General features: G+C 71.9%; 18 protein-coding genes and 2 pseudogenes. 9 read left to right on the forward strand and 11 right to left on the reverse strand.

The features are described from left to right. Window positions 1-10 precede the first annotated feature (10 nt). From CT688_RS02975 to otsB, 5 genes are all read right to left on the reverse strand, one after another. On the reverse strand, window positions 11-1,015 hold the full coding sequence (locus tag CT688_RS02975) for an aminoglycoside phosphotransferase family protein (RefSeq protein ID WP_107755700.1): 1,005 nt from the start codon (window positions 1,013-1,015) through the stop codon (window positions 11-13). A gap of 34 nt (window positions 1,016-1,049) precedes the next feature. After that, window positions 1,050-1,898, reverse strand: a complete 849-nt coding sequence (locus CT688_RS02980) for a metal ABC transporter permease (RefSeq protein WP_107755701.1) — start codon at window positions 1,896-1,898, stop codon at window positions 1,050-1,052. A gap of 2 nt (window positions 1,899-1,900) precedes the next feature. Then, entirely contained in the window at window positions 1,901-2,770 is an 870-nt protein-coding gene (locus CT688_RS02985; RefSeq protein WP_370446325.1) for a metal ABC transporter ATP-binding protein, read from the reverse strand. 20 nt (window positions 2,771-2,790) lie between these two features. Further along, window positions 2,791-3,894 carry a metal ABC transporter solute-binding protein, Zn/Mn family gene (locus tag CT688_RS02990; protein WP_107755702.1) on the reverse strand — a complete coding sequence of 368 codons (1,104 nt, stop codon included), beginning with the start codon at window positions 3,892-3,894 and terminating at the stop codon, window positions 2,791-2,793. Between the two features lie 84 nt (window positions 3,895-3,978). Continuing rightward, window positions 3,979-4,749, reverse strand: coding sequence for a trehalose-phosphatase (gene otsB, locus CT688_RS02995; RefSeq protein WP_107755703.1), 771 nt, complete (start codon window positions 4,747-4,749; stop codon window positions 3,979-3,981). Between the two features lie 119 nt (window positions 4,750-4,868). Between otsB and CT688_RS03000 the strand changes: the two genes are divergently transcribed. Together CT688_RS03000 and CT688_RS03005 are read left to right on the forward strand one after the other, a co-directional pair. After that, window positions 4,869-6,350: an amidase gene (locus CT688_RS03000; RefSeq protein WP_107755704.1), complete on the forward strand. Its 1,482-nt coding sequence runs from the start codon at window positions 4,869-4,871 to the stop codon at window positions 6,348-6,350. Beyond that, window positions 6,347-7,072 carry a GntR family transcriptional regulator gene (locus CT688_RS03005; protein ID WP_107755705.1) on the forward strand — a complete coding sequence of 242 codons (726 nt, stop codon included), beginning with the start codon at window positions 6,347-6,349 and terminating at the stop codon, window positions 7,070-7,072. Before CT688_RS03000 ends, CT688_RS03005 begins: the two co-directional genes overlap by 4 nt. Before the next feature lie 9 nt (window positions 7,073-7,081). Here the strand turns inward: CT688_RS03005 and CT688_RS03010 are convergent, their stop codons facing one another. Further along, complete coding sequence (locus tag CT688_RS03010; protein ID WP_107755706.1) at window positions 7,082-7,699, reverse strand: response regulator transcription factor; 618 nt, start codon at window positions 7,697-7,699, stop codon at window positions 7,082-7,084. A 96-nt stretch (window positions 7,700-7,795) separates the two neighbouring features. Between CT688_RS03010 and CT688_RS03015 the strand changes: the two genes are divergently transcribed. Further along, a complete protein-coding gene (locus tag CT688_RS03015; RefSeq protein ID WP_107755707.1) occupies window positions 7,796-8,068 on the forward strand; it encodes a WhiB family transcriptional regulator in 273 nt (90 codons plus the stop codon). A gap of 54 nt (window positions 8,069-8,122) precedes the next feature. On the opposite strand, the gene CT688_RS03020 is transcribed toward CT688_RS03015, so the two are convergent. Genes CT688_RS03020 through CT688_RS03030 form a run of 3 tightly spaced genes read right to left on the reverse strand, consistent with a single transcriptional unit; the run spans window position 8,123 to window position 13,904 of the window. After that, window positions 8,123-9,586 (reverse strand): NAD-dependent succinate-semialdehyde dehydrogenase, encoded by a 1,464-nt coding sequence (locus tag CT688_RS03020; RefSeq protein WP_107755708.1) that lies wholly within the window; start codon window positions 9,584-9,586, stop codon window positions 8,123-8,125. After that, window positions 9,583-12,633, reverse strand: a complete 3,051-nt coding sequence (locus CT688_RS03025; protein ID WP_107755709.1) for an FAD-binding and (Fe-S)-binding domain-containing protein — start codon at window positions 12,631-12,633, stop codon at window positions 9,583-9,585. The genes CT688_RS03020 and CT688_RS03025 overlap by 4 nt, the downstream gene beginning before the upstream one ends. After that, window positions 12,615-13,904: an aspartate aminotransferase family protein gene (locus CT688_RS03030; RefSeq protein ID WP_107755710.1), complete on the reverse strand. Its 1,290-nt coding sequence runs from the start codon at window positions 13,902-13,904 to the stop codon at window positions 12,615-12,617. The genes CT688_RS03025 and CT688_RS03030 overlap by 19 nt, the downstream gene beginning before the upstream one ends. Before the next feature lie 85 nt (window positions 13,905-13,989). Between CT688_RS03030 and CT688_RS18035 the strand changes: the two are divergent. Together CT688_RS18035 and CT688_RS03040 are read left to right on the forward strand one after the other, a co-directional pair. After that, window positions 13,990-14,978: pseudogene (locus tag CT688_RS18035) on the forward strand (D-2-hydroxyacid dehydrogenase). An 83-nt stretch (window positions 14,979-15,061) separates the two neighbouring features. Next, window positions 15,062-15,922: a phytanoyl-CoA dioxygenase family protein gene (locus tag CT688_RS03040; RefSeq protein WP_107755711.1), complete on the forward strand. Its 861-nt coding sequence runs from the start codon at window positions 15,062-15,064 to the stop codon at window positions 15,920-15,922. A gap of 91 nt (window positions 15,923-16,013) precedes the next feature. Here CT688_RS03040 and CT688_RS03045 read toward each other — a convergent pair whose 3' ends face one another. Further along, window positions 16,014-16,925, reverse strand: coding sequence for a LysR family transcriptional regulator (locus CT688_RS03045; RefSeq protein ID WP_107755712.1), 912 nt, complete (start codon window positions 16,923-16,925; stop codon window positions 16,014-16,016). A gap of 150 nt (window positions 16,926-17,075) precedes the next feature. Between CT688_RS03045 and CT688_RS03050 the strand changes: the two genes are divergently transcribed. Beyond that, on the forward strand, window positions 17,076-18,311 hold the full coding sequence (locus tag CT688_RS03050; RefSeq protein ID WP_194860619.1) for a Glu/Leu/Phe/Val dehydrogenase: 1,236 nt from the start codon (window positions 17,076-17,078) through the stop codon (window positions 18,309-18,311). 98 nt (window positions 18,312-18,409) lie between these two features. Here CT688_RS03050 and kstR read toward each other — a convergent pair whose 3' ends face one another. Next, window positions 18,410-19,192, reverse strand: a complete 783-nt coding sequence (gene kstR, locus CT688_RS03055; protein ID WP_107755713.1) for a cholesterol catabolism transcriptional regulator KstR — start codon at window positions 19,190-19,192, stop codon at window positions 18,410-18,412. A gap of 166 nt (window positions 19,193-19,358) precedes the next feature. Here kstR and CT688_RS03060 point away from each other — a divergent pair, with 166 nt between their 5' ends. The 3 genes and pseudogenes from CT688_RS03060 to CT688_RS18045 all read left to right on the forward strand — a co-directional run bounded on the left by CT688_RS03060 (window position 19,359) and on the right by CT688_RS18045 (window position 23,958). Then, on the forward strand, window positions 19,359-21,560 hold the full coding sequence (locus tag CT688_RS03060; RefSeq protein ID WP_107755714.1) for an acyl-CoA dehydrogenase: 2,202 nt from the start codon (window positions 19,359-19,361) through the stop codon (window positions 21,558-21,560). Between the two features lie 88 nt (window positions 21,561-21,648). Further along, window positions 21,649-22,701 (forward strand): annotated as a pseudogene (locus CT688_RS18040) (acyl-CoA dehydrogenase family protein); the annotation flags it as partial. Between the two features lie 39 nt (window positions 22,702-22,740). Next, window positions 22,741-23,958: an acyl-CoA dehydrogenase family protein gene (locus tag CT688_RS18045; protein ID WP_370446348.1), complete on the forward strand. Its 1,218-nt coding sequence runs from the start codon at window positions 22,741-22,743 to the stop codon at window positions 23,956-23,958. Window positions 23,959-23,980: the final 22 nt, after the last annotated feature.

The raw sequence follows: 23,980 nt of genomic DNA on the forward strand, positions 1-23,980 counted from the left end.
CACGTCCCACTCAGGCCAGCGGGCGACGTGGCGACCGGCAGCGGTCGAACGTCGCCCGCGCGTACTCCCACGTCTCCTCCCCGTAGTAGAGGTGGCCGACGATCATGTAGAGCCCGGCGAACCGCTGGTAGGCCCACGCCCTGTCGAGAAAGGTCTCGTCGATCCTGCCGACGTAGCGCGCGAGCACCTCGTCGACGAAACGCGGGCCGTACTCGTACAGTTCGGCGAAGTCCACCGCCGGGTCGCCGAGGCACATGTCGGTGAAGTCGATGAGCCCCAACCGGCCCGGGGACGTGCGCGCATCCCAGTAGAGATGGCGCACGTAGACGTCGTTGTGCAGGAGGACCCGCGGGAGCAGGGTGGACTGGAGCGCGGCGACCTCGTCGCAGATCTCCCGCGCCGTCCGCATCTCGTCCTCGGTGAACACCGCCGGGAGGTCGTTGGCCACGATCCCCCGCACGAAGTCCAGGTTCTCGGGTTGGTAGGAGTCCGGGACCCGGTCGAGCGGCGGGACCGACGTGTCGGCCCCGTGGAGCGCGGTGAGCAGTGCCCCGAGTTGGCCGGCGATCATCGTCCTGTCCGTCGTGGGCAGGGAACGGAGCAGGTCAGGGGTGAGCCGGTCCCCATACACCAGGGGGTACCCGGCGAATCCGCCGTCCGGGGGGACGTGCGTGTACCGGGGTATGGCGGCGTCGACACCGGCCGAGAGGTGGTCGAGGACCGCTGCCTCGTGGGGGAGACGCGCGAGCGCCTGCTCGTCCGTGGGGAACCGGAACACCAGGTCCCGGTGCCCGAGCGAGTCGGCGCCGCGGCAGCCGTGGCACATCACCACCACGTGGTCCCAGCCCTCGTCGATCCACTGCGACGACTCCCAGGCGAGGGCGGGGAAGGCGGCGCGGATCGCGTCGAGCGCAGCGCCGCGGTCGGCCGGGGAGACGGGGTCGTACGGGGCGACGGTGTCGTCGGCGGCGGCGGCGGAGCGGGGGTCGCGGTGAGGGTCGGGATCGACGGGCACCCGTCCGACGGTAGTCACACGGGCCGGACGGCGCTCAGCGCCGGAGCGCGGCGACCGCCCGGCACGCCAGGTAGATGACGAAGGAGATCGTGGTGACGAACACCGAGACCGGGACGCCGGGGGCGAGCGAGAGCAGCATTCCGCCGATCGCCGCGATCTGGGCGAACACGATGGTCAGGGCGATCGCCCGCCCGGGGCTCGACGTCACCGCGGCGGCGGCCGCGGCCGGGGTGATGAGCAGGGAGAGCACGAGCAGCGCTCCCACCACCTGAACCGCCTGGGCGGCCGCGAGCCCGACCAGGACCGCGAAGACGAGGTTGAGCGCGCGCACGGGAACGCCCCGGGCCTCGGCGACCTCGGGGTCCGCGGAGGAGAAGACCAGCGGCCGGTAGAGAGCGACCAGCGTGACGCAGATGATCGCCGCGACCACCGCCATCTGGATCACACCGTGTTCGGACACGCCCACGATCTGCCCGGTGAGCAGCGAGAAACTGGTTCCGGACCGGCCCGGGTAGAGGTGGATGAACAGCACCGCCATACCGAGCCCGAACGCCATCACCACACCGATCGAGCTGTCGCGTTGGGAGGCGCGCGTCCCCATCAGGCCGAAGATCAGCGCGGCCACCACCGATCCGAGGATCGCGCCCAGGCCGAGATTCAGGCCGAACAACAGGGCGGCGGCGGCCCCGGTCAGGGCGAGTTCGCTGGCCCCGTGCACGGAGAACGACATCTGCCGCATCACGATGAACGGCCCGATCGCCCCGGCCAACAGACCGAGTAGCGCGATCGCCACCAGACCGTAGATCACGAAGTCCTGACGCAACAGGTGTGCGGTGACCTCGGTGTCGGCGATCGACCTGGCGATCTCGAGTAGGCGGTCCATGCTCAGGCTCCGTGCGCGGGGTGGGCGTCGTCGTGGTGGGGATGACCGGCCGGCCAGGGTTCGGCGCACAGGTGCTGGGTGTCGCCCACCACGATGATCTGCCCGCGAACCCGCAACACCTCGACGGGTGAGGAGTAGAGGTCGGTCATGACCTCGCTGGTGAACACCTCATCGGGGGTGCCGATCCGGTGACGGCCGTCCACCAGGTAGACGATCCGATCCACCATCGGCAGGACCGGGTTGATCTCGTGGGTGACGAAGATGACGGCGGTGCCGTGCTCGCGGCGCCGGTGGTCGAGGACCGAGGCGACGGTGCGCTGGCCGGCGAGGTCCAGGCTCAGGAGCGGCTCGTCGCAGAGCATCACGCACGGATCGCAGGCGATGGCCTGAGCCACCCTGACACGTTGCTGCTCGCCTCCGGACATGCGTCCGAGGGGCTTGTCCGCCAGGCGACCCGCCCCCAGGCGGTCCAGCGCGTCGACGACCACCCGGCGCTTCTCGCCGCGGCCCGTCGGCCATCCCGGGCCCCAGCGGGTGCCGTCGATCCCGAGTCCCACCAGGTCGCGTCCGCGCAGGGTGATCCCGGGGTCGAACGCCTTCTGCTGGGGCACGTAGCCGAGGTGGGTCCCGCGGTCGCCCGCGGCGCGTCCGTCGACGAGGACCGTGCCGGAATCGGGCGCGAGTTCGCCGAGGAGCACCTTGAGCAGCGTCGTCTTGCCGGCTCCGTTGGGGCCGAGGACGGCGACGAACTCCCCTGCCCCCACCTCGAGGTCGAGGTCGCGGATGAGGGTGCGCCCCCCTCGCGAGACCGTCACCGAGTCCAGGGAGACGACCGACCCGGGGCCGGGTCCGCCCCGGGTGTGGGCTGACACCTGGTCCGTGTCCACCGTCGTCAGTGCCCGCCGTCGTCGACCGGGGTCGCGCCGTCGAGCGCCGAGGACAGTGAGTCGACGATCTGCGTCATCCACTCGGTGTAGTCCAGGCCCTCGGGGAGGGTCTCGGTGAGGTCCAGGACGGCGACATCCGCCGATTCGGCCGCGTCCCGCACCCGGGCGGTCACGGAGGTCTCGGTCTGGGTGTTGAACGCGAGGAACGCGACCTCCCGCTCGGACATCAGGTCGAGCATCGCGGACAGGTCGGCGGCGGAGGGGTCGGTGTCGTCCTCGATCGAGGCGAGGAACCCGCGCGGGGTCAGGTCGACCATGTGGGCGGCGTCGAACAGGTGGGCGCCGATCCGCTCGGTCTGGGCGTAGGGGAAGTGCCCGCGGTCGTGGATCTCGTCGAGTTGGGCCTCGAGCGGCGCGAGGGAGTCGGCGAACCGGTCGGCGTTCTCGCGGTACTCCTCGGCATTGGCCTCGTCGATCGCCGCCAGCTCCTCGGCCACGCGCTCGGCGACGGCGGCAGCGGTGGGCAGGCTGAACCACACGTGCTCGTTGGTGTCGGAGTCGTGCTCGTGGCCCTCGTGGGAGCCGGTCGTGCCGTGGTCGTCGTGCGCGTGGTCGTCGTGCCCGTGCTCGTCATCGTGGCCGTCCTCGGCACCGTGTTCGTCGCCGTGGTCGTGACCGTCGTGCGAGTGGCCGGCGATCGTCCCACCGGTCACCCGCTCGAATTCGTCGACCGCCCGGACCACGGGCACATCCCCGGCGTTCTCCAGCGCCCGGTCCACGAAGGAGTCGTACCCGGCACCGTTGTAGACCACGAGGTCCGCGCCGGTGACCGCGGCCGCATCGGCCGGGCTCGCCTCGTACGAGTGCGGGTCGGCGGTCGGATCGGAGATCACCGACTCCACGGTCGCGTTGCCGCCGGCGACCTGTTCGGCGATGTCGGCGTACACGCTCGTGGAGGCGACGACGGTCGGTCCGGTGGCGGTGGCGTCGTCGCCGGAACCGTCCTCCGACCCGCAGGCGGTCAGGACGGCCCCGCCGAGGAGCGCGGCGGCGGCGAGCGCCGCGGCCCGGGCCGATAGGGGCGTGCGGGACAGACTGGGTGACGACATGGCGAAGACCGCTCTCGTAGCAATGGGAACCGTTGTCGTTAATTCTATGCCGCCCCCGGCCCCGGGGTCGATCAGGGCCCCGGTCTAACCCCGGAGTTCGGCGAGGCGCGCGAGCAGCCCCACCACCGCGGGGATGTCGGCGACGCGGTAACCGGCGGCGGTCTTTCCGTCGCCGACCTTGACCCCGATGTCCCCCTCGCGCAGGCGTGCGAAGCCGCGTTCGTCCGTCACGTCGTCGCCGATGAAGATCGCGATCTCGGCCCCGGTCTGCTCCACGAGCCGCTCGATCGCGGCGCCCTTGCTCGCCTCGCGGACCGCGATCTCCACGACGTTCTTGCCCTCGGTGACGAAGACCCCGTCGAAGGCTGCGGGCCCGGCCATGGCCTCGGCCATCGCCGCGCGGCGCCGGTCCGGGTCCTCGACGGGGCGGACGTGGAGGACCGCGGCCGTGGGCTTGGGCTCGACGTGTGCGCCGGGGGTGTGCGAGACGATCTCCTCGAGCGCGGAACCCACTCGGGCGAGCCGCGCGAGCTCGTCGTCGTCGAGGGGGGTGTCGAAACCGCCCTCCCACTCGGAGCCGTGGCTGCCGACCAGGACCACCGGTGCGGTGGCGCCGCTGACCTGGGCCAAGGCCGCGCGGTTGCGGCCGGACAACAGGGCGACGGTGGTCCGCGGCAGCCCGGCGAGCCGCTCGAGGGCCTCGATGGCCCCGGGCGCCGGGACGGCGAGCGTCGGGTCGTCGACGAACGGCGCCAGGGTTCCGTCGTAGTCGCACGCGATCACCAGGGTGGGGGCCGCGGCGGCCCGGCGCAGGGCGTCGGTGAGCTCGGGGGAGAGGTCGTCGGCGGGGGTCATGGCGCCCAGCCTAGAAGGGTCGCCCGCCGGGGGGTGTGATGTCCGGGTCCGCGCCGGTGTGAGTTGACGCCGCTGTCGCCGACTGTAGGATTGTCGACAATCTGATGGAAGGTATACGGATGACCACTTCCCTGACGGCGCTGGAGCTCTCCGAGCGCTTCCGCACCGGCGAACTGTCCCCGGTCGACGCCGCGGTGGACGCACTGGAGGCGATCGAGCGGGTCGACGGCATGATCAACGCCTTCTGCCACGTCGATCGAGCGGAGACCCTCGCGGCCGCCCGTCGGTCGGAGGACCGGTACCGGCAGGGTGCGCCCCTCAGCCCTCTCGACGGGGTCCCCACGTCCATCAAGGACATCTTCTACACCCGCGGGGTGCCCACGCTGCGAGGTTCGCGCCTGCTGGCCCGGAAGGACGGCGCCGCCGACCCCGCCTCGTGGCCCGACGACGCCCCGGTGACCTCGGCCGTGCACGAGGCGGGATGTGTGGTGATCGGTAAGACCACCACCCCCGAGTTCGCCTGGAAGGGTGTCACCGACAACACACTCACCGGGATCACCCGGAACCCCCACGACACCGACCTCACCCCGGGAGGGTCGAGCGGAGGCGCGTCGGCCGCCGTCGCCGCCGGGCTCGGACAGCTCGCGCTGGGCACCGACGGTGGCGGCTCGGTCCGGATCCCGGCGGCGTTCTGCGGGATCGTGGCGCTCAAACCCACCTACGGTGTGATCCCCATGTTCCCCTCGAGTCCGTTCGGCACGCTCGCCCACGCCGGCCCGATGACCCGCACCGTCGCCGACACCGCCGCGTTCATGGACGCGCTCCTCCGACCGGATCCCCGCGACTGGTCGGCGGTCCCGGCCCGGGCGACGACCCCCGGCCCGGGCGGATACCTCGCCGCGGCCACCGAGGGTGCGCAGAGCGCCGGCGGGGACCGACCGCTCGAGGGTCTGCGGGTCGCCTACAGTCGCGACCTGGGTTTCGGCACCAACGACCCCGAGGTCGAGCGGGAGGTCACGCACGCGGTGGACGTCCTGGCGTCGTTGGGAGCACGGGTCGACTCGGTCGATCCCGGGGTCACCGATCCCGTCGACGCCTTCCACGTCCTGTGGTTCGCGGGGCTCGCCGCGGTGCTCGCGCCGCACGGCCCGGACGCGATCGACCACGTCGACCCGTCGATGCGTGAGGCGTTGGGTCGGTACCACGACTACTCCGCGGCCGACTATCTCGACGCGGTGGCGGTCCGGATGGCGCTCGGCGCGCGGATGGCGGACTTCCACCAGGGGTACGACATCCTCATCACCCCCACCACCCCGATCCCCGCTTTCGCGGCCGGGTCGGACGTGCCCCCGGCGTGGCACAGTCCCGACTGGACCTCGTGGACCCCGTACACCTATCCGTTCAACATGACCCAGCAGCCGGCGCTGAGCGTGCCCTGCGGGACGACCGATGCGGGCCTGCCGGTGGGGATCCAGATCGTGGGGGCGCGGTTCGACGACAGGCTCGTCGTCCGGGTGGGCGCCGCTCTCGAGGCGGCACTCGGTCAGGTGGTCCCCGCCCCGCGGATCCACGCGTCCTCGGCCGGGAGCGCCGGGGGATGACGGTGCTCGGGCCGGACGCCGGGCCGGACGCGGGGCCGGACGCGGGGCCCGTGGCGGGCGCGGGGTTGGAACCGGTCGTCCGGGAGTCGACCCCGGCTCTCATCGCCCGGACCCTCCGCCGGGCGATCTCCGACGGTACGTTCCCCCCGGGTGCGCAGCTCGGAGAGGCCGCGCTGGCACGGTCGCTCGGGGTGAGCCGAGGGCCCCTGCGGGAGGCCATGCAGCGCCTGACCCAGGAGGGGTTGCTCGTCTCGCACCGCAACCGTGGCCTGTTCGTCGCGGACCTCTCCGCCGAGGCGGTCGAGGACATGTACCTTCTCCGGACCACGGTCGAGACCGCCGCGTTGGACCGGGTTCTCCACTTGGGACTGGGCGCCGACACCGCGGATGCGCTGGACGCGGCCGTGGACGCGATGGCCTCCCTCGCCCACGAACCACGGTCGGGGGCCATGGTCGAGGCGGATCTGGACTTCCACCACGTCCTGGTGGAGGCGGCCCGGAGCCCCCGCCTGTCGCGGGTGCACGAGACCGTGCTGGTCGAGACGAGCATGTGTCTGCACGCGATGGCCGGCACCTATTCGGACGCGGAGTCCAGGCTCGCCGAACACAGGGCGATCGCCGGGGCGATTCGCGCGGGGGACCCTGACCGGGCCAGGGGGTTGTTGGTCGACCACATGAGGGACGGTCTGGCCAGGGTCCGGGAGGGCGGCCCGGCGCGGTGACCCCGCTGCTCAGCGACTGGCCGCGAGTCCGCTGCGCATCGCCCACGCCACCGCCTGCGGCCTGGTCGTCACCCCGATCTTGCGGTAGGCCTCACGAATGTAGGTCTTCACCGTGTTGATCGACAGATAGCAGACCGTCGCGATCTCCTCGTTGGACAGACCCTGGGCGATGAGCGCCAACATCTCCGATTCCCGGGGGGTCAGGCCCATGTCGCCGATCGGCCACATCCCCGCGGGCCCGTGCTCGCCGTCGTGCCCCAGCAGTCGCACCCGCTCGCCCGCGGCCACCCGTTCCACCGACTCGACCAGTTGTTCACCGGACAGCGACTTGGACAGATACCCCGTGGCGCCGGACGCGAAGGCGTCGTCGATCGCGCGCGGGTCCGTGACGGCCGAATAGACGGCGACGGCGCCGATCATGGGGTCGAGCGCCATGGCAGAGCACCGTGCCTGCCAGTCGGCGGGCGAGGCGAAGGTGTCGAACAGCACCACGTCCACCGGCGCGTCCCCGGGTGAACCGGGCCGGCCCGCCACGACCTGTACGCGGTCGCGGAACGGGGAGAGCAGGGCGTGAACGCCTGCGATGACCACTGTGTAGTCGTTCTCCACCGAGACCCTGACGGACATTGCAGAACTTTAACAGTCGCGCCCCATCCCACCCCTGGGGATGTGCCGAACAGTCTCGACCGTGGAAGAAGCTGGGTCGGACGGGGAGGGAGAACCATGACGATCGCAGCTGCGAGGATCATCGAGCGATGGGCCTGGGCCGAGCACGGGCTGTGCAGAGACGTACCGGACCTCTTCTACAACGCCGACGACGACCCCAAAGGCCTCCGGCGGCGTAAGGAGGCGGCGGCCACGAAGCTGTGTGGGCAGTGCCCTGTCATCCGACAGTGTCGCGCGCACGCCGTGGGCAACCGGGAACTCTACGGGGTCTGGGGCGGCATGACGGAGGCCGAGCGACACCGCCTCGCCGGCCGGGCCCGCACCGGCTGACGGCCCTGAACGAGCCGGCCCCGCGCGACCCGGCCCCGGTCAACCGGTGCGCCGTCAGCGCACCGGGATCGCCACGAGTTTGGTCTCCACGAACTCCTCGATTCCGGTCAGGCCGCCTTCCCGCCCCAGGCCGGACTGCTTGATTCCCCCGAACGGCGCCGCCGGGTTGGAGACGATCCCGGTGTTGACGCCCACCATGCCGGCCTGCAGCCGCTCCGACATGGTCATCGCGCGGTCCAGGTTCTCGGTCATCACGTAGGAGACGAGCCCGAACTCGGTGTCGTTGGCCAGCGCCACCGCCTCGTCGTCGGAGTCGAACGGGATCAGGGCCGCGACGGGGCCGAAGATCTCGGTGGACATCAGGGCGGAGTCCGCCGCCACGCCGGTCAGGACGGTCGGCGGGTAGAAGTAGCCGGGGCCCTCGACCCGCGACCCGCCGCACAGGACCTCGGCACCGCGCCCCACGGCGTCGTCGACCAGCTCGACCACCTTCGTCACGGCCTTCTCCTCGACCAACGGGCCCACGTCGGTGCCCTCGCGCGTGCCGTCGCCGACGGTGAGGGCGGACATCCTCTCGGTGAGGCGCCGGCCGAACTCCTCCAGCACCGAACGGTGGACGAGGATCCGGTTGGCCGACGTACAGGCCTCGCCCATGTTCCGCATCTTGGCGGCCATCGCCGCGTCGACCGCGGTGTCCATGTCCGCGTCCTCACACACCACGAACGGGGCGTTCCCGCCCAGTTCCATCGACGTGCGCAGCACGCCTCGTGCACACTGCTCGAGCAGGGTGCGACCGACCGGGGTGGACCCGGTGAACGACAGCTTTCGGGCGATCCCGGAGTCGATCCACGGTTCCACGACACCGCCGGGGTCGGTGGTGCACACCGTGTTGAGCACCCCGTCGGGCAGTCCCGCCTCGCGCAGGAGGTCCACCACGTACAGGGAGGTCAGCGGGGTGAGGTTGGCCGGCTTGAACACCATGGTGCAGCCGGCGGCGATGGCCGGTCCGATCTTGCGGGTGGCCATGGCCAGGGGGAAGTTCCACGGGGTGATGAGGATGCACGGCCCCACCGGTTCGTGGGTCACCATGAGGCGGGTCCTGCCGTCGGGCGAGCGTCGGGCGTCCCCTCGGACCCGACAGGCCTCCTCGGAGAACCAACGGAAGAACTCCGCGCCGTAGGCGACCTCGCCCTTCGCCTCGGCGAGCGGCTTGCCCATCTCGGTGGTCATGAGCAGGGCCAGTTCGTCGGCGCGGTCGAGGATCAGCTCGTACGCCCTGCGCAGGATCTCGGCGCGGTCGCGCGCGGGCACGGCCGCCCACTCGGGCTGCACCCGCCCGGCGGTCTCGATCGCGGCGGTGGCGTCGGCTGCCCCGCCGTCGGCGAGGGTGGCGATCACCTCGCCCGTGGCCGGGTTGACCACCTCGAAGGTGGCCCCGGAGTCCGCGTCCCGCCAGGCCCCGTCCACGTGGATGCCGGTGCCGAGCGCGGCGATGATGTCGGTGGCGGATCGGGTCATGTGGGCCTCCTGGTGGGTGCGGGGCTGGGATCGGGGTCGAGGAGCTCGAACAGGTGCCGGCCGGCGCGGCCGGATCCGGTGGTGGGATCGGTGGCGCCCAGATGGCCGACCTGGGTGGCGCAGGAGAATCCATCGGTGAGCACGGGGGCGTCCGGATCGGCCCGCAGGGCGGGGGCCAGGGCCTGCTCGGCCACGGCCGCGGTGACGGCCTCGTGGCCGGCGGTGAACCCGAAATCCCCGGCCACGCCGCAACAACCGGTGGCCTCCCTGACCGAGCCCACACCGAGGGCGGTGAGTGCCGCCCGCTGCACGCGGTTGCCGAACGTCGCGTATTCGTGGCAGTGGGTCTGGACCGTCACCCGGTCCGGGGCCGTGCCGCCGGGCCAGGCGGGGGCCCGGCCCTCGCCGGCGAGTCGTCCCAGATGGTCGGCCGCCGAGCGGATGCGGGCGGCGACGCGGCGGGCGGCGTCGGCGTCGGGGGTGTCGGCGAGCAGGCGGGGGAGGTCCTCGCGGAGTGTGGCCGCGCAGCTGGGTTCCACGACGACGACGGGGATCTCGCCCCCGTCCGGGCCACGGATCGCGTCGAGGTGACGGGCGGTCGCGCGCATGGTGCGGCGCGCCGCGGAGAGTCGGCCCGTGGTGACGTGGGTGAGCCCGCAGCACTGGCCGGCGCTGCACGCGACGGACGTGTGCACACCGCCCAGGACCCGGGCCGCCGCGCCGGCGACGGCGGGGCGCAGGCCGCGGGTGAAGGAGTCGAGGAACAGCACGACCTCTGCTGAGGTGCGTGTCCCGGGCGGACCCTGATCGCGGACGGTCCACACGCTGTCCGGGACGCGGTCCAGTTCGCCCCGCAGGTCCGCGGCCGAGGCGAAGCGCGGTAGCGTGCGGTCTGTCGCGAGCCCGCCCAGTCGCGCGGCGGCGCGGCCGACCCGGGTGGCGAGCACGGCGTTGAGTGGTCCGGACGCCCGCACGGTCCCGCGCAGCCAGAGGGGCAGCAGGCCCAGCGAGTAGTGGGCCAGGGGGCGGATCCGCCGCCGGTAGCGCCTGTGCAGTGCCTCGGACTTGAAGGTGGCCATGTCGACGCCGGTCGGGCAGTCGGAGGAGCACGCCTTGCACGCCAGGCACAGTTCGAGCGAGTCCTCCACGGCCGGGGAGTCGATCGGCAGGGTGCCGCGGACCACCTCCTGGAGGACCCGGGCCCGGCCGCGGGTGGAGTCCTTCTCGTCGCCCGTGGCGCGGAACGACGGACACATCACGCCGCCGGTCGACGAGCGGCAGCGGCCCACTCCGATGCAGGCCTGGACGGGGTGGGCACCGTCGGCGGCGACGGGGGCGCCGAGGAGGTCGCGGCCACGGAGACCGACGTCGGCCAGTGCGAGGTCGCCGTCGAGGGGACGTGTGGCGGTGAGCCCGCCCGGGGCGAGTATCCCCGCGGGATCCCAGATGCGGGCGAAGCGGGCGAAGGTGTCCAGCATCTCGGGCGAGTACATGACCGGGAGGAGCTCGGAACGTGCCCGGCCGTCGCCGTGTTCCCCGGACAGCGAGCCGCCGTGGCGCACCACGAGGTGGGCGGCGTCGGTGCAGAAGGCGCGCATGACCCGACGGCCCTCCTCGGACCGCAGGTCGAAGCTGATGCGGATGTGCATGCACCCGGCCCCGAAGTGCCCGTACATGACGCCGGTGAGCCGATGCTGCGCGAGAAGTTCCCGGAAGTCGGCGAGGTAGTCGGCCAGACGGTCGGGCGCCACGGCCGAGTCCTCCCATCCCGGCCAGGACTCGATGGTCTCCCCGGTCGCGGGGTCGGTCAGTCTCGAGCTCAACCCGGCGCCGTCCTCGCGTACCCGCCACAGGTCGGCGCGGGCCACCGGGTCCGTCACGACGAGCGCCTCGACGGCATGGCCGCTGCCGGTGAGCTCACGCGCGAGGTCGGCGACCCGCTCGTCGAGGGTCGTCGTCGGGCCCGCCCCGGCCTGGTCGGCATCGGTGTCGCCGGCGTCGGGACGGGCGTCGGGGTCGTCGTCGAGTTCCACGAACAGCCACGCCCTGCCGGCGGGGAGCGCCGCGACGGCGTCGGCACCGCGCCGCTCGCGCATGGTCTCGACGATCACCTCGTCGATCCCCTCGACCGCCGTGGGTTGGTGCCGCAGGATCGCGGGGACGTCCCGGGCGGCGTCCACGACGTCGGCGTACCCCACGACGAGTAGTCCGGTCCGCGCGGACCGCGGCACGGCGCGCATGGTCGCGGAGGTCACGACCGCGCACGTTCCCTCGGAGCCCACCAGGGAGCGCGCCACGTCGAAGCCCTCCTCGGGCAGCAGGTGGCGCAGGTGGTAGCCCGAGACCTGGCGGGGCAGGCGACCGAGTTCCGTGCGGATGGCGGCCAGGTGGTCGGCGGCCAGCTCGCGGAGCTCGGTGTCGAGGTGGTGGGCGCGGGCCGTGGCGGCGGCGTCCGACGGGTCGGTGGCCTCGACGCCGCTGCGGGTGACGGTCAGACGCAGGCCGTCGTAGGTGACGATCCGCATGGACACCACGTGGTCCGCGGTCCGGCCGTGGCGCACCGAGTGGTTGCCGCAGGCGTCGTTGCCGATCGCCCCGCCCAGGCACGCCCGGGACTGGCTCGACGGATCGGGGGCGAAGGTCAGGAACTCGTCGGTGGCGGCGTGGACGGCCGCGCGCAGGTCGGTCAGCACGCACCCGGCCTCGGCGGTGACGGTCCGGCCCGCCCCGTCGACGGCCAGCACGCGGTTCATGTGTCGCGACAGGTCCAGGACCAGACCGGTCCCGATGGCGTTGCCCGCCATGGAGGTCCCGCCGCCCCGCACGGTGGCGGGCACGCCGAGTCGGTGGCAGACGGCCAGCGCGGCGGCGACCTCGGCCTCCGACCGGGGCATCAGCACGGACGCGGGCACGACCCGGTAGTTGGAGGCGTCGTAGGAGTACTCGGCGATGCGGCGCGGGTCCGACTCGGGCGCGAGGCCCGCCGCCACGAGTGCCTCGTGGAGGCCGCCGCGCAGGTCGACGGAGGTCACGCCGCCCCGTCGCACACCCGGTGGACCGCGCGGGTGAACCGCTCCACGCCGGAGTCCACCTCGTCGGACGTCACCACCAGTGCGGGGATGAGTCGCACCACCGACCCCGTGGGGCCGCACGTGAGGGTGAGCAGGTCCTCGTCGACGCACGCCTGCTGTACCGCCCCGGCCAGGCGTGCGGCCTCCACCGCGCCGGCGCTCCCGGCGGGTGCGGTCGGGTCGCCGAACTCGACGCCCAGCATGAGGCCGGTCCCGCGGATGTCACAGATCTCGCCCACGTCGCCGAGGCTACGCCGCAGGCCGTCGAGGAGTTGGGCCCCGCGCTCGGCGGAGTTGTCCACCAGGCTCTCCCTCTCGACCACCCCGAGGGTGGCCACCCCGGCGGCGGCCGCGACGGCGTTGCCGCCGTAGGTTCCACCCTGCGACCCGGGCCAGGCCTTGGCCATGATGGCCTCGGGTGCGGCGATCGCGGAGATGGGGAAGCCCGAAGCGATCCCCTTGGCGGTGATGATGACGTCCGGGACCAGGCCCTCGGTGTGCTGGTGGCCCCAGAACCGGCCCGTGCGACCGATGCCGGCCTGGACCTCGTCGAGCACGAGCAGCGCGCCGATCCGGTCGGCGCGGTCGCGCAGGCCCTGCAGATAGCGCGGCGGGGTGGCCATGTATCCGCCGTCGCCGAGTACCGGCTCGATGAGGAAGGCCGCGATCTCGCGGGCGTCGACGCGGGAGGCCATCAGGTAGTCCAGCTCGGCGAGCGCGAAGTCGATCGCGTCGTCCTGGGTCCACCCGTGCCGGAGCGCGTGCGGGAACGGGGTCATCACCACCCCGCCCATGAGGGGGGAGAAACCGGCGGAGAAGCGGGTGCCGGCGGTGGTGAGGCTGGCGGCGGCGACGGTGCGGCCGTGGAACCCGCCCTGGACGGTGACGATATTGGGTCGGCCGGTGGCCATGCGGGCCAGCCGGACGGCCGCCTCGACCGCCTCGGAGCCGGAGTTGGCGTAGAAGACCGAGTCGATCCCCTCGGGCAGGTGCTCGCCGAGCTTCTCCGTCAGCTGGAGCAGCGGTTGGTGCATGACGGTCGTGTACTGCGCGTGGATGATCTTCCCGCACTGCTCACGGGCGGCGGCGACCACTTCCGGGTGGCAGTGTCCGGTGCTGGTCACGCCGATGCCGGTCGTGAAGTCCAGGTAGTCGCGGCCGTCGGTGCCGTGGATCCACGAGCCGAGGGCGTGGTCCACCACGACGGGAGTGGCCTGCTTGAGAAGGGGGGACAGGTGCGCGGTCATGGGGCCAGTGTGTGGCGACTGCCGGTAGATTGTCAACAATCCGACGATCTTCGGGGGGTGTGGTCCCACGCGCTACGGTGTGTCCATGACGCAGCACCACCGGGGTCTGGCCACGCGACCGACAGTCGTCCTCCTCACCGCCGACGGCGTCGCCCCTCCCGCCCACCTCGACGAGTTCCGCGGCCTCGTCGAGGTCCGCCAGTGCACCGCCGGCACCCTGGCCGAGGCGTTGCCGGGCGCCGAGGTGCTGCTCGTGTGGGACATCTTCTCCGACGCGCTGGCCTCCGCCTGGCACGCCGCCGACTCGCTGCGATGGGTCCACGTGGCCGCCGCCGGGGTGGATGCGCTGCTCTTCGACGAGCTCCGCGAGTCGGACGTCCTGGTCACCAACGCCCGGGGCGTGTTCGACGGGCCGATCGCCGAGTACGTCCTGGCGTGCGTCCTCGCCCACGACAAGCAGTTGCACCGTACGGAGGCGCTTCAGCGTGCGGGCGAGTGGCGGCACCGCGAGACCACCCGGGTGGCGGGGCGCCGCGCGCTCGTGGTGGGTACCGGGGGATCGGCCGGGCCACCGCGCGGCTGCTCAGGGCCGTGGGACTCGACGTCCGGGGGGCGGGGCGTCGACCCTCCGACGACGACGAGGACTTCGGCGTCGTCCTGGACTCGGCCCGACTGGCAGAGCACCTCGGCGACGTCGACCACCTGGTCATGGTGGCCCCGCTGACCGCGGCCACCAGCGGGATGCTCGGCGAGGTCGAGCTGGCCGCGCTCCCGGACGGCGCCCACGTGATCAACGTGGGGCGGGGCCAACTGATCGACCAGGAGGCCCTCACCAAGGAGATCGCCGCGGGCAGACTCTCGGCGCATCTGGACGTCCTCGTCGTCGAACCCCTCCCCGACGGCGACCCGCTGTGGACGCTCGACGGCGCGCACATCAGCCCACACATGTCGGGCGACGTGGTGGGCTGGCGCGACACGCTCTCCCGGCAGTTCCTGGACCACCTCCACGCGTGGCTCGGGGGTTCCGAGCCCGGGCCCGCGGTCGACAAGGGCCGGGGATACGTCAGCGGCTGACCGGTTGTGGGTCGTCAACGCCCTGCTTACGGTCGAGGTCAGAGGCGGGTAGACGAGATCCGCCGGCGACCGAGAGGAGCTGCATGGCACTGGCCGTCGACGACTACGTCACGCGCGTGACCACCACCCCGACCATCATCGACAGGCCCGACCCGGTCGTGTGGTCCCGGGCCGACGATCCCGAGATCCGGCGCTTCGCCGAGGTCGGGTACGTGCAGCGACAGGGCGCACTGGACGCGGGCAGGGTGGACGCCTGCCTCGGGGAGGTGCACCGCATCGGTGCCGACCCCGCGATGGCCACCGACCCACGGGTCATCCGCGAGGCCGGCAGCGACGCCGTGCGATCCATCTTCGACGTCCACATCCTGAGCGAGACAGTGCAGGAGGCGGTCGAGTACTCCGGTGCCGTCGAACTCGCCCGCGAGATCCTCGGCTCCGACGTCTACGTGCACCAGAGTCGACTCAACTACAAGCCCGGGTTCGCGGGCGGCGCGTTCTACTGGCACTCGGACTTCGAGACGTGGCACGCCGAGGACGGCATGCCCCGTCCGCGAGCGTGCAGCGCCTCCCTCGCCCTCACCCGCAACGAGGTGTACAACGGCCCGCTGATGATCATGCCGGGGACCCAGAGATACTTCGTCCAGTGCGCCGGCGAGACGCCGGAGGCGTACTACGAGGAGTCCCTCGTGAGCACGGCGCCGACGATAGGGGTGCCGTCCGAGGGGCACATCGCGGAGCTGTACCACTCCCACGGGCTCCACGTCCTCACCGGCGAGGCGGGGTCGATGACCATGTTCGACTGCAACACCCTCCACGCCTCCGGGGGCAACATCAGCCCGGTGCCGAGGGCGAACGTCTTCGTCGTCTTCAACAGCGTGGAGAACGAGCTGACCACCCCCTTCGCGGGGACTGCGCGGCGCCCCGACTTCCTCGCGAGGCGCTGACGCCCGATACTGAGGCCCGGTGCTGTGGCCCGGCGCTGAGACTTGGTGCTGACGCCCGGTGGCGTGCCCGCGGACCGAGTGCGGTCGCGCCCTACGGGGTGTCGAGCCCCAGTCCGACGGCTGCCTCGGTGAAGGCGTCCACGAAGGCCTGCAGCGGCCGGCGCCGGGCGTCCCGTTCCCGGTAGGCGATCGAGACCGTCCTGGTGAGAACATCGCTCAGCCGCACCACGTCCACGTCCGCGGTCGTGGTGCTCAGGCCGAGATCGGAGGCCAGGGTCACGCCCAGGCCGGCCGCGACCAGGGCGAGTGCCGTCGACTGCTCGCCGGCCTCGTGGCGGATGTCCGGCTCGAACCCCGCCTCGCGGCACGCGAGCCGCACCGCCCTCCCGAAGTGCGAGCGGGGATGCGCCAGGACCCAGGGCTTCGCCGCGAGGTCCCCCAACGCCACCTCGTCGGCGTCCATCCACCCGCGGGGGGCGACGAGATGTAGCGACTCCACGGCGATCGGGGTCCGGGTGAGTTCGGGGACGCGGGCCATCGTGTAGCTGGAGTAGTCGAGGACGAAGGCCAGGTCGAGGGAACCGTCCCGGACGGCTCCCGTGGTGTCCTCCGGGGCGAGCTCCCGGCTCCGTACCTCGATCCCCGGGTGATCCCGGGCGAGTACCCGGATCCCCTCGGGCAGCAGGGTGGTGGCCACCGACGCCCAGACGCCGGCGGTGAGTGTGGTCCCGACCCCGGCCCGCGCCGACTCCATCGCGTGCCCGGCGTCCTCCACCGCGGCGAGGATGGTCTCCGCGTGCCCCGCGAGGACCACCCCGGCGTCGGTGAGTCCTATCCGCCGGCCGCGCCGCTCGAACAGAGGCGTCCCCGCCTCCCGTTCCAACAGCGCGAGCTGCTGGGAGACCGCGGAGACCGTGTAGTCCAGGGCCCCGGCGACAGCGGTCACGGTCTCGCGGCGCTCCAGTTCGCGGAGCAGCCTGAGTCGATGCAGTGACGGCTCCATGGCCCCGAGAATAGGGGCTGACCGGGGACAGTGCAGAAAAACTGAACGGTCAGGTCCATCGATTCTCGCTGGACCCGGGCCCGTTCTCGCTCCCATCCTGAAATGACCCCGACGGAAAGTCGGGCACAGGCGTTTCAGGAGGCGAGCACGATGACATCCATCGAGATTCCGGGTAGCACCGCGACGACCGGGTCGGTGCCGGTGGCTGTTCCGACTCCGCCCGCGGAGCGGGCCACCACGCGTGAGCCCTACCTGCGGTTGCACTGGAAAGACGACGTGACGGGCGCCCGCGGTTTCCTCGTCGTCGACACCCTCGTCGGTGGCCTGGCCACCGGGGGCACCAGGATGCGGGCCGGCTGCACCCTTGGTGAGGTGGAGGACCTGGCCCGGGGCATGACGCGTAAGACCGCGGCGTTCGACCTCCCCGTGGGTGGCGCCAAGGGCGGCATCGACTTCGACCCCAAGGATCCGCGCGCCGTCGAGGTGTTGTCCAGGTTCTGCGAGGCGATGCGCCCGTTCCTCGATCGTCACTGGGTGACCGCCGAGGACCTGGGGGTTCCGCAGCACCTGATCGACGAGGTCTTCGCGGGGCTGGGGATGCGGCAGTCCTACCACGCCGCCATCGAGCGTTCCGAGGATCCCGCCGCGACCGCGGGCCGCATCTTCCGCGGGCTCACGGCCGAGGTGCCCGGTGGGCTGCTCGGCGACGTGATCGGCGGGTACGGGGTGGCGCAGGCGTGCCTGGCGGCGGCCTACGTGCGCGGCTGGGACGTCGGCCGCACGACCGTCGCGGTCCAGGGCGTGGGCACGATGGGTGGCGCGGCGGCCTGGTACCTGCACGAGGCCGGTATGACCGTGGTCGCGGTGGCCGACGCCGCGGGAACCCTCTACGACCCGGCGGGCCTCGACATCCCCGCGCTGCTCGCCACCCGCGACCGCTTCGGTGAGATCGACCGGGCGGCGGTTCCCGCCCGGGTCCAGCGTCTGGAGCGGGATCAGATCATCGGGATGGACGTCGACGTCCTGGTCCCCGCCGCGGTCTCCTACGCGATCACCGCGGACAACTGCGCGTCCGTCACCGCGCCGATCGTGGTGGAGGCCGCCAACGCCGCCACCACCATCGACGCCGAGCTCGACCTCACGGCGCGCGGGATCGCGGTGCTACCGGACTTCGTGGCCAACGCCGGCGCGGTCGCCTGGGCCTGGTGGCTGATCCTCGGAGAGGTCGACGATCAGCCCGGGACCTCGTTCCTGCGGCTCAGCCGGGAGATGACGGCCAAGGTGTCGGACCTGCTCACCCGGTGGACTCCCGCGGACGGCCCGGTGCGCTGGACGGCCGACGTCTCGCACCTGGTACGCGAGGTCCCGCCGGTCGTCGTGCCCTGACCGGGAATCCGCGCGCAACAGCTGCAGCCGCACACGAGATCTCGTGTGCGGCTGCAGTTGTTGCGCGCGTGTGCGGAAAGTCGGGTGGGCGCGCCCGGTCAGGCCCCGGCCGCGGAGTCGGCGTCGACCGCCAGTCGCTCCTCGGCAGGCGAGTTCTCCTCAGCCCCGTTCTCCTCGGCCCCGTTCTCCTCGGCCGCCCCGTTCCCCTTTCCGATCGCGGTGTGCAGTCGCGCGCGGCGGGGCGAGTCGTCGGTGCCCAGCAGGAGGTCGATGGTCAACCCCAGCCTGCTGTTGACGTCTGCGGCCGAGGACCTCCTGGTGAGCCACGAGACGAGGTTGGACATCCACACGTCGGAGACCACGCGGGCGATCGAGAGCTGGACCTCGTCCGGCTCACCCTGGGCCATGGCCCGGGCGATGATCCGGTCCATGTAGAAGCCCACCTCCTCGACCTCGTTGGCCACCGAGGCATCGGCGAACATGAACGCCCGGGTCATGGCCTCGGTGAGGTTGGGATCGCGCTGCATGGACTTGGTGATCATGTCCACCACGACCTTCATGCGCTCCTGGGCGGTGTCCCCGGGCGGTGCCGAACGTTCCGTGCGCTGGTCCAGCCTGCGGAACTCACGGGCCAGAGCCGAGACCAGGAGGTGCACCTTGGAGGGGAAGTAGCGGTAGAGCGTGCCCACGGCGACCTCGGCCTTCTCGGCCACGGCCCGCATCTGCACCGCCTCGTACCCACCCTTGGCCGCCAGGGCCAAGGTGGCGTCGAGGATGCGGCGACGCCGCTCCCGCTGCGACGAGGTGCTGGGCTCGTCACCACGGGACGCGGGATCGGACGCGGCTGGACCGGAACCGGTCTCGGTCGAGCTCTTGGTCATGAGGCGAGCCTCCTGGGCTGGCGACGGCCGATCGGGGGCCGGGTGCGGTCATCACGTCCTGCTGGTGCATTCTAGGACACGGTTGTTAGAACACGTTCTATTATGGGGGAGAGCGCCGGTCCTCGGACCCGCGCCGGTTCGAACCCCGTCGCGACGAGGAGCCACCGTGAGCATCGCCACCACCCCGGATCAGATCGAGATCCAGAACTCGATCAGGTCCTGGGCCAAGTCCGTCGATCCCGTGGACACAGTACGCGCACAGGAGACCGACCCGGACGCGTGGAAGGCACTTTGGGCCCAGTTGGCCGAACTGGGGATCTTCGGCGTCGCCGTCGCCGAGGAGTACGGCGGGGCCGGGGCCGAGATCATCGACCTGGCCTGCATGCTCGAGGAGGCCACGGCCCGGATGGCCCCCGGCCCGATCCTGTCGACCGCCGTCGCGGGCGTGCTGGTCTCGCGCGCCGGGGGCGCGGTCGCCTCCGCCCTCGGTGAGACCATCGCCGACGGCGGGCTGCCGGTGGGCGTCTGCCTGGGCCACGGCGCGGCGACCCTTGCGGGCTCGACCACTGGGGACACCACCACCGCGGGCTCGACCACGGTGACGGGTGATCCGGGTGTCGCCTACGGCGGGACCACGGGCGGCGGCATCCTCCTGGCGGTTGAGGTCGACGGACAGACCCGGTGGGCGCTTCTCGACGGGGACACCGAGGGGCTCACCGTGAGCGCCGCGACCCCTTACGACCTGTCGGCTTCCATCGGTCACGTGTCCCTGCAGGACGTGCGGATACCGGACGACCGCATCCTCGACGGAATCACCACGGACCATGTCCACCAGCTGTTCGTGACCCTCGCCGCCGCAGAAGTCGCCGGGGTCGCCGACTACACGCTCACCACCGCGGTCGAGTACGCCAAGATCCGCGAGCAGTTCGGCCGCACCATCGGCTCGTTCCAGTCGATCAAGCACCTGGCGGCCGACATGCTCTGCCGCACCGAGCAGATCCGTGCCGCGGCATGGGACGCCGCCGCGGCCGCCGAGGACCTGCTCGCCCCGGACTCGGAGCTGCCCGTCGCGGCCGCGGTGGCCGGGGCCCTGGCCTTCGACAACGCCGTACGCAACTCGCAGGACTGCATCCAGATCCTCGGCGGAATCGGCTTCACCTTCGAGCACGACGCACACTTCTACATGCGACGGGCGGGCGCGCTGCGCCAGGCGATCGGCGGCGCGGCCCGCTGGCGGCGCTCGCTGGCCGAGCTCACCCTGGCCGGCGCTCGGCGACACCTCGAGATCGACCTGTCGGAGGTCGAGGGTCTGGAATCCCGTCGCGAGGAGATCAGGGCCCTGGTGGCGACGGTCGCGGCGGTCTCCGGTGACGAGCGCAAGCGGGCCCTGGCGGACACCGGACTGTTCATGCCGCACCTGCCCGAGCCGTGGGGCCTGGGGGCCTCGCCCGCCGAACAGCTCCTGATCGACGAGGAGCTCGAGGCCGCGGGCGTGAGCCGCCACAACATCACCATCGGCGGCTGGGCCGTGCCGACCATCCTGCAGGCCGCACCCGAGCACGCCGACCGGCTGGTCCGCGGCACCATGGCCGGCGAGATCAGGTGGTGTCAGCTGTTCTCCGAGCCCGGCGCCGGCTCCGATCTCGCGGCGCTGCGCGCGACCGCCGAGAAGGTCGACGGCGGGTGGCGGATCAACGGCCAGAAGGTGTGGACCTCCCTGGCGCGCGAGGCCGACTGGGCCATGTGCCTGGCCCGCACGGATCCCGACGCCCCCAAGCACAAGGGCATCACCTACTTCCTCGTGGACATGAGATCCGAGGGCATCCGGACCAGGCCACTGCGTGAGATCACCGGTGAGGCGCTGTTCAACGAGGTCTACCTCGAGGACCTGTTCGTCCCCGACGAGTTCCAGGTCGGACAGGTGAACGACGGCTGGAAGATCGCGCGGACGACCCTGGCCAACGAGCGTGTGGCGATGGGCGGCGGCTCCTCGCTCGGCGAGGCCGCCGAGGAGATCATCGGACTCATCCGCGCGGCGGGGGCCCAGGACGACGCCCTGGTCCTGGACGAGCTCGGCAGGCACGTCGCCGACGGGGTGGTGGGGAGCCTGCTCGACCTGCGCACCGCGCTGCGGAGCCTCTCCGGTTCCGGCCCGGGCGCCGAGTCCTCCGTCCGCAAGATCGTGGGCGTGCGCCACCGCCAGGACATCGCCGAGTTCGGGCTCGAGCTCACCGGTACCGGCGGGGTCGAGTTCACCGAGCAGGGGCGCAAGTTCCTCATGGTCCGCTGCCTGTCGATCGCCGGCGGCACGGAGCAGGTGCTGCTCAACGTGGTCGGGGAACGCATCCTCGGCCTGCCCAGGGACTGACCGACCCGTGCCTGAACCCCTCTCGACTAAGGACTGATCTGACGTGGATTTCACCCGTACCGAGACCCAGGCCGCCGTCGCCGAGGCCGTGGCCGGCGCACTGACCACGGCCGCCCCGGCAGACGAGCTGCTCACCGCGCTGCCCAGCCGTGGAGTCTCCGACGCCGGCTACGACGAGCGGCTGTGGTCCGCGTTCGCGGGGTCGGGGTTGCTCTCGCTGGGCCTGCCCGCCGCGCTCGGCGGTGACGACCTCTCGGTGGCCGACATCGCCGTGGTCCTCGAGGAGGTCGGACGGTCCGGCGTGGTGATCCCCGCGCTCGAGACCCTCGGCTTCGGCGTCATGCCGATCGTCGCCCTCGGCACCGCGGACCAGCAGAAGGCGCTGCTCGAGGGTGTCGAGGACGGCCGCATCCTCACCGCCGCCCTCGCCGAGCCCGGGAGCCCGCTCCCGCTCGAACCCACCGTGCGCCTCGACGGCGGGACGATCACCGGCACCGTCACCGCGGTCCGCTACGCCGCCCAGGCCCGATCCGTCCTGGTGCCGGTGTCCACGGCTGAGGGAACCGCCGCCCTCGTCGTCGTCGCCCCCGACGCCCCCGGGGTCACCCTGACCCCGACCCTCGGGTCGCTCGGCGTGCCGGAGTACGCGATGCGGTTCGAGGCGACACCGGTCGACGACGACGACGTGCTCCGCGGCCCGGGGGACGGATCGGTCCTCGACGAGTTCCGACGGCTCGTCCTGGCGGCGTGCATCGCCCACGGTGACGGCCTGGTCTCCGGCGCGTTGGACATGACCGCCGACTACCTCAAGCAGCGTGTGCAGTTCGGCAAGCCGCTCGGCTCGTTCCAGGCGGTCCAGCAGGAGCTGGCCGACGTCTACATCATCTCGCGCACGCTGCACGTGATCTCACAGTCGGTGACCTGGCGGGTCTCGGAGGGGCTCACCGGCCCGGCGGACCGCTACGCCACCGATCCCGCGATCGGTGCCTACTGGCTGGCCACCGAGGGGCCGCGAGCGGTGCAGATGCTGCACCACCTGCACGGCGGGGTCGGGGTGGACATCACCTACCCCATGTTCCGGTACTCGTCGGCGGTCAAGGACCTGGCCCGCTTCGTCGGCGGCGCGCAGTACCACTTGGACGACCTCGCGTCGGCGGTGGCGTCCGACCCCGTCGAGCACGTGACACCCGCCTCGACCGACGCCGACGCCGGAGCGGCGCCGGACGGCACATTCATCGACCTCACCTCAGACCAGCGAGCCCTCCAGGCCGAGCTCCGTGAGTACTTCTCCACGCTCATCTCGCCCGAGGAGGCGGCGGACATCGCCACCACCCGCCACGGCGACACCTACGCGAAGATCATCGAGCGGATGGGCCGGGACGGGTGGCTGGGCGTGGGGTGGCCCACCGAGTTCGGCGGTAAGGGTTTCGGCCACATCGAGCAGTTGATCTTCACCAACGAGGCCACCCGCGCCGACGTGCCGTTGCCGTCGGTCACGCTGCAGACCGTGGGCCCGACCCTGCAGAAATACGGTACCGAGGCGCAGAAGGAGAAGTTCCTCCCCGGCATCCTCGACGGCTCGATCCACTTCGCCATCGGCTACTCCGAGCCCGACGCCGGTACCGACCTCGCCGCGCTGCGGACCACCGCCAGGCGCGACGAGGCGACCGGCGACTGGATCATCAACGGGCAGAAGATGTGGACCACCGGCGGCCATCACGCCGACTACATCTGGCTGGCCGCCCGCACCGGGGCCCCGGACTCCCGGCACCGCGGTCTGACCATCTTCATCGTCGACACCACCGACCCAGGGTTCTCGTACACCCCGATCATCACCTGCGACGGCGCCCACCACGTCAACGCCACCTACTACTCGGACGTGCGCGTCCCGGCGGACATGGTCGTCGGCGAGGTCGACGGTGGATGGAAGATGCTCACCACCCAGCTCAACCACGAGCGCGTGATGCTGGCGCCGTCCGGCCGACCGGGCGGGTACTACGACGAACTGGTCGGCTGGGCCCGCGGCACCGGGGCCGACGGGGTCCGGCACCTGGACCGGCCGGAGGTCCGTCGCGGGCTCGCCGAGATCTTCGCGTTCGTCCGGCTCAATGAACTGCTCAACTGGCAGGTCTCGTCCGCCGGGGAGAACCCGTCGATGGGCGACTCGGCCGCGTCCAAGGTGTTCTCCACCGAGAGGATCCAACACGCCGGTCGGATCATCGAAGAACTACTCGGCCGCTTCGGCGACCCCACCGATCCCGACACCGCGAAGCTCCAGCGGTGGTTCGACATGATGAACAAGCGCAACGTCGTGATCACCTTCGGGGGAGGCGTCAACGAGGTCATGCGCGAACTGACCTGCATGGGCGGCCTCGGCATGCCCCGCACCGCCCGCTGACGGCGGCCCGATCCGGCCACGT

The sequence above is a fragment of the Dietzia sp. JS16-p6b genome (assembly GCF_003052165.1).
Lineage (GTDB): Bacteria > Actinomycetota > Actinomycetes > Mycobacteriales > Mycobacteriaceae > Dietzia.

Coding starts and splice junctions, on each gene's coding strand:
- kstR (WP_107755713.1), bottom strand. CDS start 19,192: ATGACCAAGAGCTCGACCGAGACCGGTTCCGGTCCAGCCGCGTCCGAT.
- CT688_RS03030 (WP_107755710.1), bottom strand. CDS start 13,904: ATGACCGCGCACCTGTCCCCCCTTCTCAAGCAGGCCACTCCCGTCGTG.
- CT688_RS03020 (WP_107755708.1), bottom strand. CDS start 9,586: ATGACCCGATCCGCCACCGACATCATCGCCGCGCTCGGCACCGGCATC.
- CT688_RS03000 (WP_107755704.1), top strand. CDS start 4,869: ATGACCACTTCCCTGACGGCGCTGGAGCTCTCCGAGCGCTTCCGCACC.
- CT688_RS02990 (WP_107755702.1), bottom strand. CDS start 3,894: ATGTCGTCACCCAGTCTGTCCCGCACGCCCCTATCGGCCCGGGCCGCG.
- CT688_RS03015 (WP_107755707.1), top strand. CDS start 7,796: ATGACGATCGCAGCTGCGAGGATCATCGAGCGATGGGCCTGGGCCGAG.
- otsB (WP_107755703.1), bottom strand. CDS start 4,749: ATGACCCCCGCCGACGACCTCTCCCCCGAGCTCACCGACGCCCTGCGC.
- CT688_RS03050 (WP_194860619.1), top strand. CDS start 17,076: ATGACATCCATCGAGATTCCGGGTAGCACCGCGACGACCGGGTCGGTG.
- CT688_RS03040 (WP_107755711.1), top strand. CDS start 15,062: ATGGCACTGGCCGTCGACGACTACGTCACGCGCGTGACCACCACCCCG.
- CT688_RS03005 (WP_107755705.1), top strand. CDS start 6,347: ATGACGGTGCTCGGGCCGGACGCCGGGCCGGACGCGGGGCCGGACGCG.
- CT688_RS03010 (WP_107755706.1), bottom strand. CDS start 7,699: ATGTCCGTCAGGGTCTCGGTGGAGAACGACTACACAGTGGTCATCGCA.
- CT688_RS02980 (WP_107755701.1), bottom strand. CDS start 1,898: ATGGACCGCCTACTCGAGATCGCCAGGTCGATCGCCGACACCGAGGTC.
- CT688_RS03045 (WP_107755712.1), bottom strand. CDS start 16,925: ATGGAGCCGTCACTGCATCGACTCAGGCTGCTCCGCGAACTGGAGCGC.